The following is a 16,830-nucleotide window of genomic DNA, read 5'->3' on the forward strand; positions in this document are numbered from 1 at the left end:
AAATGAAATTTACAGACGATCAAATTGCTGACATTGGTGAGGAAATCATCGGTGTACTAAAAACCGTATATGACCCTGAAATTCCGGTAGACATCTACGAATTAGGGCTGATTTACGATGTCCAGATCTCCGATGATGCTGACGTAAAAATTATAATGACACTGACAACTCCCAACTGCCCTGTTGCAGAAACTCTTCCACAGGAAGTAAAGGATAAAGTGGCAGAAGTAGAGCATGTAAAAAGTGTAGATTTAGAGCTTACTTTCGAACCAAGCTGGAATAAGGATATGATGAGTGAAGAAGCAAAGTTTGAATTAGGAATGCTTTAAATACTCTTAACAATATAAAACCCCGAAGAATTATTTTCGGGGTTTTTGTTTTTAGATATCTTTTGCAATTTCTTTTCCTTCTCTCCTGCTCCATTCGCTCCATGAACCGACATACAGATCAGGAATGGGAAATCCCGCATAATCCAGCGCTAAAATAGTATGACAGGCAGTAACTCCCGATCCACAGTGAATAATCAGATGATCAGGCTTATTTTGTAATAACTTACTGTATTTTTCTTTTAAGCTTTCCGGACTTAGAAAGTTTCCGTTTTCATCCAGATTTTCAGAAAAAGGAATATTAATTGCTCCCGGAATATGCCCCGCAACCAGATCAATAGGCTCAGATTCACCTTTATAACGATAGGCATCTCTCACATCAACAACTGTAGAAGAATTGTTTTTCAATTCATTTTCAACCACTTCCAAGCTTGAAACAGGAAGAACCCATTCATTTTTTTTGATTAAAGAAGCTTTATCAAATATCTCTTCTCCAGAAGAAAATTCTAAACCAGCTTTTTCCGCCGCCTGCATTCCACCATCGAGAACCTGAACTTTTTCCAATCCAAAAGATCTTAGCATCCACCATGCACGCGCTGCTGCATTCGAAGCATTTTTATCGTCATAAACAACAATATGAAAATCATCTGATATCCCAAGATCCGAAAGGGTTTCAGCAAACTTTTCTACAGAAGGAAGCGGATGTCTGCCTCCGAAAGCTGCATTTTCTCCTATCTCAGCAAGATCTTTATCCAGATCAATGAATCTTGCTCCTTTTATGTGCTTTTCAAGGTAATTTTGCTTTACATCTTTTCCGGTTCTTGCATCAAGAATGATGAGATTTTCTGTTGGAATATTCTTTAATTCGGAAGGGGAAATTATTGGAGACATTTTGTTGGTTTTGGGGTTAAAACTAGATATGACTATGGACACATTAAGACAAATAGTTCAGTTGTATTTTTGTCATTCCGTAGGAATCTTAATTTCGTTATTGAAAAAGATAATCTGGATTCCTACGGAATGACAAATTTAGGACCATACCATCCAAAGATCTAATAAATTGTTAGATCTGTGAAATTTATAATGTATTCTTCTTAAAAATGAAAAATATCCTTCGCTTTGTTATAAGAGCTTTCAAAGTTCAGTAAGTTCAGTTTATGTTCTGCCTTTTCAACACTCATAAAGTTGATAACCTGCTCTGTAGGCATGTTTCCTACAAGATCATCTTTAGCCATAGGACATCCTCCAATTCCTTTAATAGCACTGTCAAATCTTCGACAGCCTTGATCATAAGCGGCTTTTAATTTTGAATAAGAATCTTCATAACGGTTATGAAAATGTCCTCCGAAGTTGATTTCAGGATATTTTGAAGGTATTTTTTCAAACAAAAGAGCAATCGTTTCAGGAGTTGCTACTCCGGTAGTATCTGATAATAAGATATCTTTCACTCCGATGTCTGAGAATTTTTGTGCCCATTGGTCAACATCTTCCCATTTCCACATCTCACCATATGGATTTCCAAAGGCCATAGAGAAATAGATATTAAGTTGTTTCCCTTCACTTTTTACCAGCTCAAGCATTTTAATGATTTCATCGAAAGCTTCCTCCTGACTTTTATTGGTATTTCTATGTTGAAAAGTTTCAGAAATAGAGAACGGGAATCCAAGAATATCTACTGACTCGTGTTTCAATGCTTTTTCGGCACCTCTGTAATTACCAATAATAGCAGAAACTTTGGTCTTGGAACGTGATTTGTCGATATTTTTGGCCACCTCATCAGAGTCCGCCATTTGCGGAATCGCTTTTGGAGAAACAAAACTCAGACAATCCAATACATCAAAACCAACATCCATCAAGGAGTTGATATAATCTATTTTTTTATCGGTAGGGATAAATTCTCCCCATCCCTGCATAGCATCTCTAGGACATTCGGTAAGAAACATTGTTACTTTTTGATTTTCTCAAATATAATAAAACTAAACTACTTAGTATACTGTACATACAAAGCTAACACTATTTTGATTTTCAAAGATTTATATCTGATTAATAATTTCAATAACTGATATTAAATCGCAAATAACGTATTCTCAGCATCAAATTTGCTAACTTTGTTAAAATTTATGATATCTGATGAGTACAATAGAATTCAACCCATTGTGGAAAGAAAAGTTACTGAACCGTTTTCTTAGCTATGTAAAAATATATTCAACCAGTGATGCAGAGAGTGAAACTACACCTTCTACTCCCCGCCAGTGGGATATTGCCAATTACATCACTGAAGAACTGAAAACTATCGGTCTGGAAAATGTTTCAATTGATGAACATGGTTATATTATGGGATATGTTCCTTCTAACCTTGAAAATGATGACAGACCTACCATCGGATTTATTTCACACTATGATACTTCACCAGACTTCAGCGGAGAAAATGTAAAACCTCAGGTTTGGGAAAATTATGACGGAAACGATCTTCTTTTGAACCAGGCAACAGGATTCACATTGTCTCCTTCAAGATTTGAAAGCTTAAAAAAATATATCGGTCAGACATTAATTACTACTGACGGAACCACTCTTTTGGGAGCTGATGATAAAGCAGGCTGTGCAGAAATTGTAACAGCGGCTGAATATCTTATCGCTCATCCGGAGATCAAGCACGGAAGAATTGCTATAGGATTTACTCCGGATGAAGAAATCGGAAGAGGTGCTCATAAGTTTGATGTGGCTAAATTCGGTGCAGAATGGGCTTATACAATGGATGGTGGAGAAGTTGGAGAACTTGAATATGAGAACTTTAACGCTGCCGGAGCAGTAGTAAAAATCCATGGATTAAGTGTTCACCCTGGTTATGCTTACGGAAAAATGATCAATGCTGCTCTTTTAGCCGCTGAATTTGCTCAAATGCTTCCTGCTAACGAAACTCCTTCAACCACAAAAGGGTTTGACGGATTTTACCATTTAATGGATATCACTGCTGATATTTCTGAAGCAAAACTTCAATACATCATCCGTGATCATGATGCAGATAAATTTGAAGCCAGAAAGAAATTCATGGAGGAAAAAGTAGCAGAATTCAACCAAAAACATGGTGAAGGAACTGCTGAAGTGGAAATCAAAGAGCAATACAGAAATATGAAGCAGCAGTTTGAAGGTAAAATGCACATCGTAGATCTTGCTGCAAAGGCAATGACTGAAGCTGGAATTGAGCCTAAGATCAAGGCAATCAGAGGAGGTACAGACGGTGCGCAACTTTCTTATATGGGACTTCCTTGCCCGAATATCTTTGCGGGAGGAATCAACTTTCATGGACCCTACGAATATGTAGCTTTGGAAAGCATGGAAAAAGCAACTGAAGTCATTATTAATATTGTTAAAGCATAATAAATCATGAAAAAGGTCTTAGCATCAGCATTCATTTTCACTTTTATTTTCAGCAGTGCCCAGGTTTCGGAATTTGAGAGGGCAGATTCACGCTATGAAAGAAAGAAAACGGCTCTGTATAATAAATATCCTAAGCCTAATGATTTAAGAACCAAGAAAGAATGGCTTTTGACAGAGGATAAAATAACAGCATACAAGACGGCTTTAGATAAAGCCACTCTTGAGGATCAGAAAATGATCACTGCAGATCCTCCTACAAAAACAAAAGTCACTAAAGATGCTGAATATGATAAAGGAAAAACAGGTTTTCAAAAGCTTTTATATGAAGCTGTAGACCTTGATTTTTTAAATTTTTCTTCGGATTCTTACAAAGCAACATTAACTTTTGTTGTTGATTCTAAAGGAAATCCTCTTAACCCTAATGTAAAAGGAAATAATGAAGATGTAAACGCATTCATTGAAGCCGCTTTTTACAGGATTAAAGAGAAAGGCAAATGGAAAACGGCAGAAGACAAAGGAAAACCCGTCTCCTCCAATGTTACCATTCCTTTAGTAATGTCTTTTAAAAAATAATATACAAAACCCGCTATTCTGATAGCGGGTTTTTATTTTTCATATACCGAAAACATAATCGAAGATCATTATGTTGTTGATATTAATTTAACACAATTCTTTTGTAAGTTTTAAATAATTCACTTAATTTTGATTAAACCTTAAAATCACTTTATATGAAAATGAAATCCACCCATTTCAAAATCAACAGAAATTTTTACTTTTCATTTCTTTTTTCTATTTTCTGTTTGTTTCTTTTAACGTCTTGTTCTCAGGATGATCCGGCGGATGATCCTGCTGAAAAACCTTCAGAGTCTACTCCTATGAAGACTTTGGGAAATCTGACTTTACAGAAGAATGTTATTATTCTAAATGATGAATCAGTAAATGCCATTTCTACTCATAATGAAGGAGAAATTACATTCAGCCGTATGACTCCACAAACTGACAGTATTTCCGTAGGAACTGTTATTGTAGGGACTAAGATAGAAGGTGATCAGGTGAACACCATTCTTTCGAAAGTAAGTTCTGTTTCAAAATTGAATAACCAATTTAAAGTACAAACGTCAAGTGCCAAGCTTGAAGAATTTATCTATAGCGGAACATTGAGCGGTGTGTATGATCCATCCGGGAAAGCTCCTGTTAATATTGATGGAAAAATGGTTAACTACGTTCCTGTAGAAGGGATGGTTTCTGAGCAGATCAACCAAAGAATACATTCTATCGAAGCGAAAAACCTTCAAAACCAGAAATTAATTACGTTTAACCGTTTTGATTTTAATAGAACCTTTTCATTTCCTTTATCTTCAGCAGGAACATCAAGTGTCAATGTAAAAGGAGGATTTACTCCAAAAATTGATTATAATATCACATTCTCATGGGGGCATCTGTCCAACTTCTATGTTAACCTCATCATGGATGATATCAAACTTAAGAGCTCCGTAACTATCGCAGGAAGTCTGGGCTACACCGCAAGCACAACAGATTACCTGAATATTCCTATCGTTCCTATCGTTCTGGGACCTACAGGGCTGATCTTAAGTCCTACTCTTTCTGCAGGTCCTTTTCTGGGGGTACAGGCTACTGGAAAAGTACAGGCCCAGCTTTTAGATCTTGAGGGAAATGCTAACTTCCTTGTAAGCAAAAATCCAGAGATTAACATTAATCTCCAAAAGACATCAGAACCTGCCATCACTGTTGCAGAGGGAAATTTATCTGCTGAAGGTGGTTTAGAAGCAAAAGGTGCAGTAGGGCTGATGTTTCTTACCATTCCTATCGCTAATTCAGGAGTAAAAGGAAGAGCTTCTGCTCTTTCGTCTTTAGGATTAACATTGATTCCTCAAAGAAAAGGAGTGATTACTGTAAAAGGTAAAATCCAGGCTGATATGTTCTACGGTTTTGGAATCGCTCCTTTACGATATGAAGGAACTATTCCTCTTTTTACAAAAGAACGTCTGCTGTATCAGAAGGAATTCAGTTTCTAATACAAAAAGTTTGTATCTATTATAAGAAAGCCACTCTAAGAGTGGCTTTCACTACTATATAACACTACATTCAATTCATTTACAATTCTTTAAGGCAATTTTATTATATTTACCAGAATGTACAATTTTAAACAATAACATTTAATACCAAATTATCATGAAAACAATGAAAAAACTTTTGAGAAAAGACTTATCTGAAATTTTAGGAAGCGGAAATGGAGGCTGTCATATGGGAGGAAACTCTTATAATTGTCAGGACGATTGCCAATGTGCCTGGGGATATGCCTGTGAAATGTATGAAGACGGAAATCCGGGACAATGCATCGCTGTAGGAGGCGGTGGAAATCCGGGCGGTGGCGCATGTGTTCCTCCTTCCATCTGTGAAGAACAACCTTTTTAGTAATAGAAAACCGGAAGTAGTAATGCTTCCGGTTTTTATTTTCATCCTAAAACAGATCCTTGTCAAAGTGTTTCTGCCATTCATCAAATAAAATTTCATTTCATGCTTCATCGTTGTTGTTTTGCATTAGATTTTTAACAATAATTAATTTATGAAGCAGCAATTTTTCGCGCTAAGTGCATTGTTATTATGTATTTTTTGCGGTATGGAAACTAAGGCACAACAGACTCCGGCTTTTCACATTGGGGTCAAGGGAGGGGCAAACTTTACAAAAACCTCCACAGAATCTTCATTGGAAGGGAAATATGGATTCGGTTATCAGGCAGGAGTAATGACGAGAATGGACCTCGGAAAACTATATGTACAGGGAGAGGCTCTTTTCAGCAAAAGAAAAACAACCTACGAATCCCAAGACGGAAGCTCTTCAAAACTTTCATGGAACGCTATTGATATTCCTGTAGTCGTGGGATATAAGTTTATTAAAACTGATGATTTTAATGTAAGGATATTTGCCGGAGGCGTATACAGTTATGCCTTCAACAATAATGTATCTACTTCCCAGGCTCTGCTGGAGAGCTTTAAAAAGTTTGACAAGTCCAATATTGGAGTCACAGGAGGCCTGGGATTAGATTATAAGAATTTCACAGTAGATTTGAGGTATGAGACCGGTCTTACAAGCATCAGTAAAGAATTTAAGTCCAAACCACATAGTTTTTCCCTCGGAATAGGGTATTTCCTGTTTTAAGAAACTTAAATTATCTTTACCATTAGAAACTGTTTTTCCCTGCAGTTTCTAATTTTTTATAATCCATTTCCAGTTCCATGACAAAATCTTTTGTTTTAAAAGAATACATATTTACTTTTATTTTCTGGCTTGTTCTCGCTATTGTACTATGGTGCAATTTTCAGATCACCACAGAAAAATACCTTGCAATGATTCAGGCAGCCATCATTGCAGTATCCTCTTTTACCTTCACCCATTTTTTAACCAATAAACTTCTTCCGAAAGCTTTACGTGAAAAAAAGATGAAACGGTTTCTGATGCAGGTTGTGATGGTTATTTTCATATTGAGCCTCATCTTCGCTGTTATTTTCACTTATCTCGAAGTAGCTCCAAAAGATGAGCTTCCAAAAAATTTCTCAGACCATCTCCCTTTTTTATGGAAAGGCTTTTATATGTCCTTACCTGCCTCATTTTTGATCAACGGAGCAGCATGTGGCATTAAATTTTATAAAGAGCATGGCAGAATAGAACGGGACCATATTCTCCTGCAGCAGGCTCATCTGGAAAACCAGCTCAAACTTTTACAGGATCAGATCAATCCTCATGTGGTATTTAATATCCTGAATCATATTCATATTCTGATGAAAACGGATACCCAGCTGGCCGATTTTTTACTGATGAAATTTTCGGATATGCTCAGGTATCAGTTGTATCATTGCAATCAGGCTATGGTTCCTTTGGATAAGGATATTGAGTATCTCCAAAACCTTGTTGAGGTAGAAAAACTGAGATGGGGAAATGAACTGGACGTAAAAGCCTCATGGGACATTGATAACAGAAAAGCCTATATAGCACCTTTACTTCTCGTTCCTTTTATAGAAAATGCATTTAAGTATGTCTGCAGGCTTCCCGGACATAATGGCTATGTAAAAATCTCCTGTAAAGAAAAAGACAATCATCTCTATTTTTATGTTGAAAATTCTTATTCGGATATGGTAACCTATAAAAAGAAAGACGGAGCAGGTGGAATTGGTCTTCAAAATGTAAAAAAACGGTTAAAATTACAATATATGGATTCCCACGACTTAAAAATTGAAACAGATCAACATATCTTTAGAATAACTTTAACGCTAACACTTTCAGACCATCATGAGCAATACAATTCCTAAAATGAAATGCCTGATCATCGATGATGAGCCTCTGGCAAGATTCCATCTTAAAGAACTGGCAGACCAGATTGACTTTTTATCGGTGGAAGGAACATGCGCTACCGCTCTGGAAGCCAATACCAAAGTAAAGGAGAGTGAAATAGACCTCCTTTTTCTGGATATCAATATGCCTTATCTCACAGGATTGGAATTTTTGGAACAGCTTGAAAATCCCCCTTTATGTATTCTTACCACAGCTTATTCCGAATATGCTTTGGAAGGATTCCGTCTGCAGGTTGTGGATTACCTTTTAAAGCCCATTGCTTTTAACCGTTTTTATCAGGCAGTTAATAAGGCACAGCAGCAGTTTATCATTGGTGAGAAATTAAAAAACAACACTACTCTCGATGATCCTTTTCTCTATGTAAGGCAGTCTGATACTTTCATTAAAATTTCATGGGTAGACATTCTGTACATTGAAAGTATGCAAAACTACACCAAGCTTCATTTTAAAGATAAATCACTGATTATTCATCAGACTATGAAAGCTATTGAAGAATCTCTTCCCTCAGACCATTTTTTCAGAATTCATAAATCCTACCTCATCAATATTACCCATATTGATATGATTTCAGGAGGACGCCTTTTCATTAATAAAATTGAGCTTCCCATATCCCGTACCCGAAAGGAAGAGCTGCTTAATCAGGTTGTTTATAAGAAATTAATCAGTAAATAGAAGAAAGAATCCGGAAGCAGGGAATTTAATAACTCCAGGCTTCCGGCATTTTTTTATGGTAGATTCCAGCGTAATGATACTGCCGCGTAAAAAGTACTTGAAAATCTTGGATCTGCTATTTTTTTGTCTCTGAAAATACTGCTGATTTTCCGGTCATTTTCGCTGAAGCTCCTCAATATGGCAGTTCCCCCTGTAAGACGTAAAGTAAGCCTGTCATTAATTTTTATTTCCGGTCTGAGCCCTGCAGTGATCTGCTGATACCCCAGCAACATCGATTTTCCGTTTATATTTCTCTCTGCAGTCATTCCGTTCAGTTCTACAACAGCCTTTAAAGTAAATTTATCTGAGAAAAGATATCCGGCTTCCATCCCTTCCGGGAAATTGATCTTAAACTTAATTTTACCATTCGTTTTCCAATCGAAATAAATCCAGGGTAAAATCATGGGAACTCCAAAAGCCGTCGTAAGCACAGGACCTCCACCTAAAGAAATATTAGAATTAAAATGTCTGATAAATAAAAGTCCACCCTGACCCAACACATCATCAAAATCTATTTTTTCAAGGTCTGTATACACTCCTACGGATGCCATCATCATCATACTCCACTTTTTGCCTAAAGGTCTCATATGCTGTATTCCGACCTGTGCATTCAGCATCTGATCAGGAAACAACTGAGTTTCGTAATTTTTATGTGTCATCTTTGCATAAGAGCCACTCAATAGCATAGACCACAACCTTATCTTCCCGTCAGTATCTTTCTTTACCGATAACGGAATACTGAGATTCAGGTCTACTCTTTTAAAATCACTTTTAGAATTGGTCTTTGTGCTGTCCTCAGGCCGGATGTAGTTGGAAGCAGGAATATACTCTGTTTTAAGTTCTGCAGAGAGCCCGGACTGTGCACTTACCCAATATCCCAATGGCAATATACAGCATAGAGCTGTCGAAAGGGTTCTTTTCATATTTTAAATTTTATGCAAAGAGAACCCTTTGACTATTTTTTACAAAAAATACTTGATTAAGTGCCCGGATTGTATGACAACCGGATTAAATAACAGGATCAATTTCTGGATTAGAACTGGTATCTAAGCTTTCTCTTTTTTGAGTTTTAAAAATTCGGTATCCGAACCACACTGCAATCAATGCCATTGCAGAACGTGTTACAACCATAGGAATAATAGAGTCTGCTTCTAAGAAACCTATCAATCCTGATATTAAGAAGGTTACCATCAACTGCATAAAGCCCAGCAGTGCCGCCGCAGTTCCTCTTCCTTCTTTGAATGGAGACAAAGCATGAGCTGATGTAATAGGAAACAAAATTCCGATAGCCAGTAATGACAGATACAACATGGCAATTTCTAAGGCTACAGACAGATTTTCAGCTGCAATCAGAATATGAAGTGTACATACCACCAACAGAACAATTGTAGCAGCAAATAAAAGTGTTGAATTGCTTATTCTTTTAATCAGTTTAGGCGTAATATAAGCGGCTGTTATCAACGCCAGTGAGTTAAAAGCAAAAATAAAACTGAATGTACTGCTCGAAAACCCATGGATCTCCATGAATAAAAATGGTGCATTGGAGATATAAATAATCAAAGAAGCAAAGGCAATACTTCCTACCATGGTGCTGTTGATAAAATCTTTGTTGGAAATGATCATTTTCAATTGGTCTTTCAATCCTTTTTCATTCAACATCTCATCATCGGAAAGATGGATTCTGGTATTGGTTTCGGGTACAAATTTGTACACCATAAAAAAGGTAATCAGTCCCATAATGCATAAAAATGCAAAAGAACTGTTCCAGCCCCAGAATTTAAGGAATACACTTCCCAGTAACGGAGCTACAATCGGAGCAATACCGCTGATCTGTGACTGTTGTGAAAAGATGGTAACGGCTTTATGTTTATCATAGAGATCAATAATAATCGCCCTTCCAATAACAATTCCTGCACTTCCTCCGAACGCCTGCAGAAAACGCATAGCCCATAATACATAAATATCAGATGTGAAGTAAATGGCCGTAGCTCCTATAATAAAAAGCAAAAGTCCGCAGTACAACATGGGTTTTCTTCCTTTTTTATCAGATAAAGGTCCCCATAACAACTGCCCGAAAGCAAATCCGGCAAAAAATACAGAAATGGATACCTGAATGTGTCCGATATCAGTATTAAAAATCTTCGCCATACTTGGGAAAGCGGGAAGATAAAGATCTATACTTAGCGACTCTAATGTGTTGAGTAGTGCGAGAATAAACACTACAATATTCAAATTCTTCTTCATAAATAACAATAAGCCTTCGCAGGCGATTTTTTCAACTGCAAAATTGCTGTAAAAAGTATCGTTTTTCAATAAAAGAACTGAAGGAAGGACAGCACAAACTGAGGATTATCCGGTCTGATTATGCCCGAATTATTAAATTAAAACAAATAATAAAGGAACATTCTGAGGATTAGCCTTTTCCAGGTCTGAATCCATCGGGATTCTGCCGGGTATGTTTTTTAAAAAACCGGGAAAAGTAAGAAGCATCGCTAAAACCTAATTTAAATGCAATCTCTTTTACCGTTAAAGCACCAAAACTGAGCTCTCTTTTGGCTTCCAGAATAAGTCTCTGGGCAATCATTTTTTTCACTGTTGTTCCTCTGGAAAGACGGACAATGTCATTAAGGTGATGAGCACTTATTTTGAGCTGTTCGGCATAAAAGTCTGTATTTTTCTCTGTGACATAATACTCTTCTATCAACGCTGCGAGTTGCTGAATTCTCGGTTTATCATCTTCTGGTGTATTCTGCATCGCGATCTGATCTGTAATGATGAGGCAGAAAGCTCTCAGATAAGCTTTTAAAACTTCAACGCGGCCGGATCCTAGATATTCTCTTTTAATCATTGAAATAAGCATATTTCCGGTTTCACTGCTTTCTGCATCCAAAAAGAAAGGTCTTGCTCCGTTGGACAAAACCACTTCCGTATCACAGGCTTCTTTGAAAATTTCTTTGCTGATGGCCAGCACATAGCCTTTTTCATCACGGAGTTTCATATTAAAAACCTGGCCGGGAACGATAATACAGAGCTGGTTGTTTTTTACGGTATAGCTCTCAAAATCAAGTTCAAGACGGCTGTCTGTATGCACTTCTTTGAACCAGATAATTTCAAAAAAATTATGCCGGTGAATATCCTCGAAGTTCTCCGGATGTCCATTTTCTAAAGTGTTAACCTGAAATTCTTCAGACACCAGATTATGAACAGGAATATTTTTTTCAGATGAATTCATTGCGAATGTATTTGATCAGAGAAAGCGAAAACCGCAGCAAAAGATACTACGGTTTTCTTACAATATTTAAAATTAAATATAATTTTTCAGTTTTATTGGCTTAAAAAAGCATCCCATCCTTGAGCAGTAAGTGCTACCAGTTGGTTTGATCCTCTTGCTACCATAAAGTTTCCTTCTTCTTTTTCTACGGCATGCCCGATAATGGTAAAATCAGGGTGGTTTTTAATTTTATCAAAATCTTCTGATGAAATGGTGAATAAAAGTTCATAATCTTCACCACCACTTAAAGCCGTCATTACAGGATTTAAGTTCATTTCATCTGCTGTAGAGATCGTAAGATTGTCTAACGGAACTTTTTCCTCGTACAATCTGAATCCTACCTTGGACTGATCCGAAAGGTGAAGGATTTCAGAAGCCAGACCGTCTGAAATATCAATCATAGAAGTTGGTTTAATATCCAACTCTTCCAGAATCTTTTTAACGTCTGTTCTAGCTTCAGGTTTCAGCTGTCTTTCAAGGATATAGTCATAGCCTTCCATTTCCGGCTGCATATTAGGATCAGCAAGATAAACCGCATGTTCTCTTTCAAGAATCTGTAATCCCATATAGGCTCCGCCTAAATCTCCTGTTACAACAAGAAGATCATTTGGTTTTGCACCACTTCTTTTTACGATGTTTTCTTCATTTTCAATTCCTACAGCGGTAATGCTCATCACCAGACCTGAATTGGAACTTGTTGTATCTCCTCCGATAAGGTCAACCTTGTATCTTCCACATGCTGCCTGAATTCCTGAATAGATTTCTTCCAATGCTTCCACAGGAAAACGGTTAGACACTGCAAGGGAAACCAATATCTGTGTAGGCGTTGCATTCATTGCCGCAATATCGCTCAGGTTTACTACTACCGCTTTATAACCTAAATGCTTTAAAGGAACGTACCCTAAATTAAAGTGTACACCTTCCGCCAATACATCTGTTGTAAGAACTACTTTTTTGTTGTCAGGATTAATAACTGCCGCATCATCTCCTACTCCAAGCTCCGAAGATTCATTGGATAGTGGAAAATGCTCTGTCAAATGTTTAATAAGACCGAATTCTCCTAATTTCGAAATGGGCGTCAGCTCCTGTGATTTATCTTCAAACATGATTTTTTGTATTAATGTCCAATGTAAAAAGTATGAATGATCTTAAAATTGCTTCTCCAACTTTAAACATTAAACCTTGAATTTTAAACTTTGAATTATTGAGTAAGTTCTGCCGGGTCAATATTGTGCGGGTGGAAAGGAAACTTTTTGAAGTCTTCTTTCGATAATACAACAGTGTCCGGGGTTTTATACTTATTCATTGCTTCCACTACATCATCCGGTGGCGTGGTCATTTTTCTAAGCATCATATCAATCCATACGCCTGTAGCTTCTGCAGTAGCACAGTGCATTCCGTCCGGAGTATAGAACTTGTGTACGAAACGGTAGATGGAAGAATCTTCTGCACATCCGTCTATTTCTACACTTACGATGACGATCTGATCTGCATAGATTTCTTTGAAGAAAGAATATCTTTCATGCAGGATCACCGGGCCGATTCCCCATCTGCTCAGCTGGGTAACTCCCATTTTCTCTTTAGTCATAAAAGCCATTCTGGCTTGTGCACAATATTGTACATACGATGAATTGGCCAAGTGCTTGTTGGCATCAAGATCGCTCCATCTTACTTCAAATTTATGGTAGAAAATCATATGAAAATCGTTTTTGATATAATTAAAATTATAATCTTCAAAAATACTCAAATAAGATGGTTTATAAAAATTGTACTTTTGAAAAAATAATCTTCCGCATAGGATTACCCATACATGAAACAGATCATTATTATCGGAGGCGGTGCTGCAGGCTTTTTCTGTGCATCTAATCTTGACGAAAAGAAATATACAATTACGATTTTAGAACAGAACTCAGATGTCCTTCAGAAGGTTAAAATTTCCGGAGGCGGACGCTGCAATGTCACTCACGCGTGCTTTGATCCAAGAGAATTGGTTCAGTTTTATCCCCGTGGAAACAAGGAATTATTAAGTGTCTTTACTAAATTTCAGCCTGGCGATACGATGGAATGGTTTGACCAGCGTAATGTTCCGTTGAAAATTGAGAACGATAACAGAACTTTTCCTGAAAGTAACTCTTCTCAGACCATCATCAATACTTTTCTGAACGAAACTCAAAAGAAAAACGTCAAAGTGCAGACAAAATGTGCGGTAAAAGAGATTGAAAAACAGGACGAAAAATATATTGTAAAAACCAATTCAGGGGATTTTGAAGCAGATTATATCGTTTATACGACCGGAAGTTCTCCAAAATCACTGAAAATTGTAGAAAATCTGGGTCATAAGATTGTGGATCTTGTTCCTTCCCTTTTCACATTCAATATTAAAGATGAATTGCTGAAAGATCTTCCGGGAACAAGCTTTGAAAATGCAGGAATTTCAATTCCAAAACTGAAAACGGAAGAAAGCGGACCATTACTAATTACCCATTGGGGACTTTCCGGACCTGCTGTATTGAAAATTTCAGCATGGGAAGCCATCAGTCTGGCAAAGCTTAAATATAACTTTGAAATTGAAGTGAATTTCGTTTCCATAGAAATGGATGAAGCGGAAGAAATGTTCCATAATTTCAAGCAAAGCAATCCTAAGAAGACCATCGGACAGTCAAAGATCTTCGATATTACCAACAGGTTCTGGCAGAAAATTTTAGAGAGTTCAAAAGTTGATCTTAATAAACAGGTGGCCAATATTTCAGGAAAAGAGATGCAGAAAATACTGGAAAATCTTTGCCAAAAGAAGTTTCAGGTAACCGGAAAATCTACTTTCAAAGATGAGTTCGTAACAGCCGGAGGTGTTGATTTAAAGGAAATTAACTTCAAAAACATGTCTTCCAAATTACTTCCTAATTTCTATATTGCCGGAGAAGTTCTGAATATAGATGCTGTGACCGGAGGATTCAATTTCCAGGCATGCTGGAGTGAAGGATGGCTGATTGCACAGGATCTCAACAACTTGTAAAAAAATATTACTTTTAATAAAAACTAAACACATGAAAAAACAATTCGGGTTCTTTCTTATACTCTGCTTCTTTTTAGGATACAGCCAGGAAAAAACGATTGTCTCTGACTGGACTTCATTCACGCAAGCTGTCAATATAGAGCATAAACAGAATTGGAACTTCCGTATAACGGCAAAAATCAGAAAAGATAATGAGGATAATGGTTCCAATTGTGGGTTATGGTGCAGAATAGATAACAAAGATGAGTCTACCAGTTTCTTTGAAAATCAATATTATGGAATCCAAGTAACCCATGAATGGAAAACCTACGAAATAAAAGGAACCATCAATCCTTCTGCGAAGACCATGAATATCGGAGCTTTTGCACAAAGCAACGGGGATTTTTATTTTGACGATTTTAAGTTGGAAGTCAATGATGGAAAATCAAAAAAATGGACTGAAGTTCCACTGGAAAACTCAGGTTTTGAAAAAGATATTGCCTCTTCGAATGGTTGGTTTGAAGGAATCCGTTCTCAGAAAATAAAGCACGTAAAACATTTTACAATTGAAACTTCAGATTACAAGCCATTCAGTGGTAGAAAATCATTGTTGATCAAAGGTCGTGGTATTATCGGAGCAATGCCGGAAGGAAAATTTATGGATGTTAACGGCATCAAATTATACTATGAAGTCTATGGAGAAGGTGAGCCGGTTCTTATGCTTCATGGCAATGGCCAATCCATCAGTGCTTTTATGAACCAAAAAGATACATTTGCCAAAAAATATAAGGTGATCATTGTCGATTGCCGTGAACGGGGAAGATCTACGTATGACAAAACGAAAGAACTTACTTTTGATATTCAGACAGAGGATCTTAAGCAGTTTTTAGAGAAGCTGAACATCAAAAAAACAAAGATTTTGGGTTGGAGTGACGGAGGAATTCTCGCACTTTCTATGGCAATGAAATATCCGGAGATGGTAGACAAAATAGCATGCTCAGGAGCCAATATTTTTCCGGAAGGAGTCAAAGATAATGATTTAAAATCCATGAAAGAAATGCTCGTGAACCTTATTAAAGAGAATAAAGACCACAAAAATGATATCTTTATTGACCTACTGAATCTGGATTTGAAGTATCCTCAATGGAAGTATGAAGACCTGAATAAAATTCAGTGTCCATCATTGATTATTGCTGGTGATAATGATCTTATAAAAACAGAACATACGGTAAAAATCGCAGAATCTATCCCAAAGGGACAATTAGCTATTATCCCCAATGCCAATCATTATGTTCCCGAAGAAAAACCGGAGTTATTCAATGAATTAGTAATTGATTTCTTTGAAAATAAATAATTTGAATACAAAATAAACCATGAAAAAAATAGTAACCTTCACTTTGTGCCTTGGATTTGGACTCGCATTTTCTCAGAAATATACTCTTCCCGACCATGGCATTTTTAAAGAAAAAACTACAGAACGTAAACCTGCACAATATCCGGGTGGAATCTCTATGTTTATAAATGATGTTACCAAGGAAATTAAAACAAATAAGATAAGAAATTCTAAAAATGAAAAAGTACGGTCCAATGCACAATTCATTATTAATACTCAAGGAGAAATAGAAAAAATCGTTATAACGGGAAATAATAAAGATCTTAATAAGGAAGTCGAAAGAGTATTGAAATCTATGAAAACAAAATGGGTTCCTGGGGAACTTGATGGAAAACCTGTATCAGTTCCATATAACCTCCCCTTCATTGTTAATTTTGAATAATTAAA

The 16,830-nt window shown here is 36.7% G+C and carries 18 protein-coding genes; 11 read left to right on the plus strand and 7 right to left on the minus strand.

What is annotated here, in order from left to right:
* The first annotated feature begins 2 nt into the window (after positions 1–2).
* The gene (locus tag REB14_RS22750) at positions 3–329 is read left to right on the plus strand and encodes an SUF system Fe-S cluster assembly protein (RefSeq protein ID WP_047376050.1); all 327 of its coding nucleotides are present in this window, start codon (positions 3–5) and stop codon (positions 327–329) included.
* A gap of 51 nt (positions 330–380) precedes the next feature.
* On the opposite strand, the gene REB14_RS22755 is transcribed toward REB14_RS22750, so the two are convergent.
* Both REB14_RS22755 and REB14_RS22760 read right to left on the minus strand, forming a co-directional pair.
* Positions 381–1,217 carry a sulfurtransferase gene (locus tag REB14_RS22755; protein WP_309523375.1) on the minus strand — a complete coding sequence of 279 codons (837 nt, stop codon included), beginning with the start codon at positions 1,215–1,217 and terminating at the stop codon, positions 381–383.
* A gap of 203 nt (positions 1,218–1,420) precedes the next feature.
* Positions 1,421–2,269 (minus strand): hydroxymethylglutaryl-CoA lyase, encoded by an 849-nt coding sequence (locus REB14_RS22760; RefSeq protein ID WP_062672973.1) that lies wholly within the window; start codon positions 2,267–2,269, stop codon positions 1,421–1,423.
* Between the two features lie 187 nt (positions 2,270–2,456).
* Here REB14_RS22760 and pepT point away from each other — a divergent pair, with 187 nt between their 5' ends.
* The 7 genes from pepT (at position 2,457) to REB14_RS22795 (ending at position 8,748) form a co-directional block, all read left to right on the plus strand.
* A complete protein-coding gene (gene pepT, locus REB14_RS22765) occupies positions 2,457–3,704 on the plus strand; it encodes a peptidase T (RefSeq protein WP_309523376.1) in 1,248 nt (415 codons plus the stop codon).
* A gap of 6 nt (positions 3,705–3,710) precedes the next feature.
* The gene (locus REB14_RS22770; protein ID WP_309523377.1) at positions 3,711–4,277 is read left to right on the plus strand and encodes a hypothetical protein; all 567 of its coding nucleotides are present in this window, start codon (positions 3,711–3,713) and stop codon (positions 4,275–4,277) included.
* A gap of 155 nt (positions 4,278–4,432) precedes the next feature.
* Positions 4,433–5,740, plus strand: a complete 1,308-nt coding sequence (locus REB14_RS22775; RefSeq protein ID WP_309523378.1) for a hypothetical protein — start codon at positions 4,433–4,435, stop codon at positions 5,738–5,740.
* A 157-nt stretch (positions 5,741–5,897) separates the two neighbouring features.
* A complete protein-coding gene (locus REB14_RS22780; protein ID WP_079243758.1) occupies positions 5,898–6,140 on the plus strand; it encodes a hypothetical protein in 243 nt (80 codons plus the stop codon).
* 151 nt (positions 6,141–6,291) lie between these two features.
* Positions 6,292–6,885: a porin family protein gene (locus REB14_RS22785; RefSeq protein WP_309523379.1), complete on the plus strand. Its 594-nt coding sequence runs from the start codon at positions 6,292–6,294 to the stop codon at positions 6,883–6,885.
* Positions 6,886–6,962: 77 nt separating this feature from the next.
* Positions 6,963–8,033 (plus strand): sensor histidine kinase, encoded by a 1,071-nt coding sequence (locus tag REB14_RS22790; protein ID WP_079243756.1) that lies wholly within the window; start codon positions 6,963–6,965, stop codon positions 8,031–8,033.
* Positions 8,014–8,748: a LytR/AlgR family response regulator transcription factor gene (locus REB14_RS22795; protein WP_079243755.1), complete on the plus strand. Its 735-nt coding sequence runs from the start codon at positions 8,014–8,016 to the stop codon at positions 8,746–8,748. The genes REB14_RS22790 and REB14_RS22795 overlap by 20 nt, the downstream gene beginning before the upstream one ends.
* Positions 8,749–8,801: 53 nt before the next feature.
* Here the strand turns inward: REB14_RS22795 and REB14_RS22800 are convergent, their stop codons facing one another.
* The 5 genes from REB14_RS22800 to REB14_RS22820 all read right to left on the minus strand — a co-directional run bounded on the left by REB14_RS22800 (position 8,802) and on the right by REB14_RS22820 (position 13,754).
* On the minus strand, positions 8,802–9,710 hold the full coding sequence (locus tag REB14_RS22800; protein ID WP_309523380.1) for a DUF6268 family outer membrane beta-barrel protein: 909 nt from the start codon (positions 9,708–9,710) through the stop codon (positions 8,802–8,804).
* Positions 9,711–9,795: 85 nt separating this feature from the next.
* Positions 9,796–11,031, minus strand: coding sequence for a multidrug effflux MFS transporter (locus tag REB14_RS22805; protein WP_145953326.1), 1,236 nt, complete (start codon positions 11,029–11,031; stop codon positions 9,796–9,798).
* Between the two features lie 169 nt (positions 11,032–11,200).
* On the minus strand, positions 11,201–12,019 hold the full coding sequence (locus REB14_RS22810) for a helix-turn-helix domain-containing protein (protein WP_309523381.1): 819 nt from the start codon (positions 12,017–12,019) through the stop codon (positions 11,201–11,203).
* A gap of 92 nt (positions 12,020–12,111) precedes the next feature.
* Positions 12,112–13,164, minus strand: coding sequence for a thiamine-phosphate kinase (thiL, locus tag REB14_RS22815; protein ID WP_079243751.1), 1,053 nt, complete (start codon positions 13,162–13,164; stop codon positions 12,112–12,114).
* A gap of 95 nt (positions 13,165–13,259) precedes the next feature.
* Positions 13,260–13,754: an acyl-CoA thioesterase gene (locus REB14_RS22820; protein ID WP_034692066.1), complete on the minus strand. Its 495-nt coding sequence runs from the start codon at positions 13,752–13,754 to the stop codon at positions 13,260–13,262.
* A gap of 114 nt (positions 13,755–13,868) precedes the next feature.
* Between REB14_RS22820 and REB14_RS22825 the strand changes: the two genes are divergently transcribed.
* The 3 genes from REB14_RS22825 to REB14_RS22835 are packed head-to-tail and all read left to right on the plus strand — an operon-like array spanning position 13,869 to position 16,825.
* Positions 13,869–15,071, plus strand: coding sequence for a BaiN/RdsA family NAD(P)/FAD-dependent oxidoreductase (locus REB14_RS22825; RefSeq protein ID WP_079243750.1), 1,203 nt, complete (start codon positions 13,869–13,871; stop codon positions 15,069–15,071).
* A 31-nt stretch (positions 15,072–15,102) separates the two neighbouring features.
* Positions 15,103–16,404: an alpha/beta fold hydrolase gene (locus REB14_RS22830; protein WP_079243749.1), complete on the plus strand. Its 1,302-nt coding sequence runs from the start codon at positions 15,103–15,105 to the stop codon at positions 16,402–16,404.
* Between the two features lie 19 nt (positions 16,405–16,423).
* The gene (locus REB14_RS22835; protein ID WP_079243748.1) at positions 16,424–16,825 is read left to right on the plus strand and encodes an energy transducer TonB; all 402 of its coding nucleotides are present in this window, start codon (positions 16,424–16,426) and stop codon (positions 16,823–16,825) included.
* Positions 16,826–16,830: the final 5 nt, after the last annotated feature.

Source organism: Chryseobacterium metallicongregator, from assembly GCF_031324065.1.
Taxonomy (GTDB): domain Bacteria; phylum Bacteroidota; class Bacteroidia; order Flavobacteriales; family Weeksellaceae; genus Chryseobacterium; species Chryseobacterium metallicongregator.

What these genes read in the sequence shown, in the direction of transcription:
- REB14_RS22790 (WP_079243756.1), top strand. Translation starts at nt 6,963, where the DNA reads ATGACAAAATCTTTTGTTTTAAAAGAATACATATTTACTTTTATTTTC.
- thiL (WP_079243751.1), bottom strand. Translation starts at nt 13,164, where the DNA reads ATGTTTGAAGATAAATCACAGGAGCTGACGCCCATTTCGAAATTAGGA.
- REB14_RS22830 (WP_079243749.1), top strand. Translation starts at nt 15,103, where the DNA reads ATGAAAAAACAATTCGGGTTCTTTCTTATACTCTGCTTCTTTTTAGGA.
- REB14_RS22805 (WP_145953326.1), bottom strand. Translation starts at nt 11,031, where the DNA reads ATGAAGAAGAATTTGAATATTGTAGTGTTTATTCTCGCACTACTCAAC.
- REB14_RS22800 (WP_309523380.1), bottom strand. Translation starts at nt 9,710, where the DNA reads ATGAAAAGAACCCTTTCGACAGCTCTATGCTGTATATTGCCATTGGGA.
- REB14_RS22835 (WP_079243748.1), top strand. Translation starts at nt 16,424, where the DNA reads ATGAAAAAAATAGTAACCTTCACTTTGTGCCTTGGATTTGGACTCGCA.
- REB14_RS22785 (WP_309523379.1), top strand. Translation starts at nt 6,292, where the DNA reads ATGAAGCAGCAATTTTTCGCGCTAAGTGCATTGTTATTATGTATTTTT.
- REB14_RS22770 (WP_309523377.1), top strand. Translation starts at nt 3,711, where the DNA reads ATGAAAAAGGTCTTAGCATCAGCATTCATTTTCACTTTTATTTTCAGC.
- REB14_RS22775 (WP_309523378.1), top strand. Translation starts at nt 4,433, where the DNA reads ATGAAAATGAAATCCACCCATTTCAAAATCAACAGAAATTTTTACTTT.
- pepT (WP_309523376.1), top strand. Translation starts at nt 2,457, where the DNA reads ATGAGTACAATAGAATTCAACCCATTGTGGAAAGAAAAGTTACTGAAC.
- REB14_RS22795 (WP_079243755.1), top strand. Translation starts at nt 8,014, where the DNA reads ATGAGCAATACAATTCCTAAAATGAAATGCCTGATCATCGATGATGAG.
- REB14_RS22825 (WP_079243750.1), top strand. Translation starts at nt 13,869, where the DNA reads ATGAAACAGATCATTATTATCGGAGGCGGTGCTGCAGGCTTTTTCTGT.
- REB14_RS22820 (WP_034692066.1), bottom strand. Translation starts at nt 13,754, where the DNA reads ATGATTTTCTACCATAAATTTGAAGTAAGATGGAGCGATCTTGATGCC.
- REB14_RS22755 (WP_309523375.1), bottom strand. Translation starts at nt 1,217, where the DNA reads ATGTCTCCAATAATTTCCCCTTCCGAATTAAAGAATATTCCAACAGAA.
- REB14_RS22760 (WP_062672973.1), bottom strand. Translation starts at nt 2,269, where the DNA reads ATGTTTCTTACCGAATGTCCTAGAGATGCTATGCAGGGATGGGGAGAA.
- REB14_RS22810 (WP_309523381.1), bottom strand. Translation starts at nt 12,019, where the DNA reads ATGAATTCATCTGAAAAAAATATTCCTGTTCATAATCTGGTGTCTGAA.
- REB14_RS22780 (WP_079243758.1), top strand. Translation starts at nt 5,898, where the DNA reads ATGAAAACAATGAAAAAACTTTTGAGAAAAGACTTATCTGAAATTTTA.
- REB14_RS22750 (WP_047376050.1), top strand. Translation starts at nt 3, where the DNA reads ATGAAATTTACAGACGATCAAATTGCTGACATTGGTGAGGAAATCATC.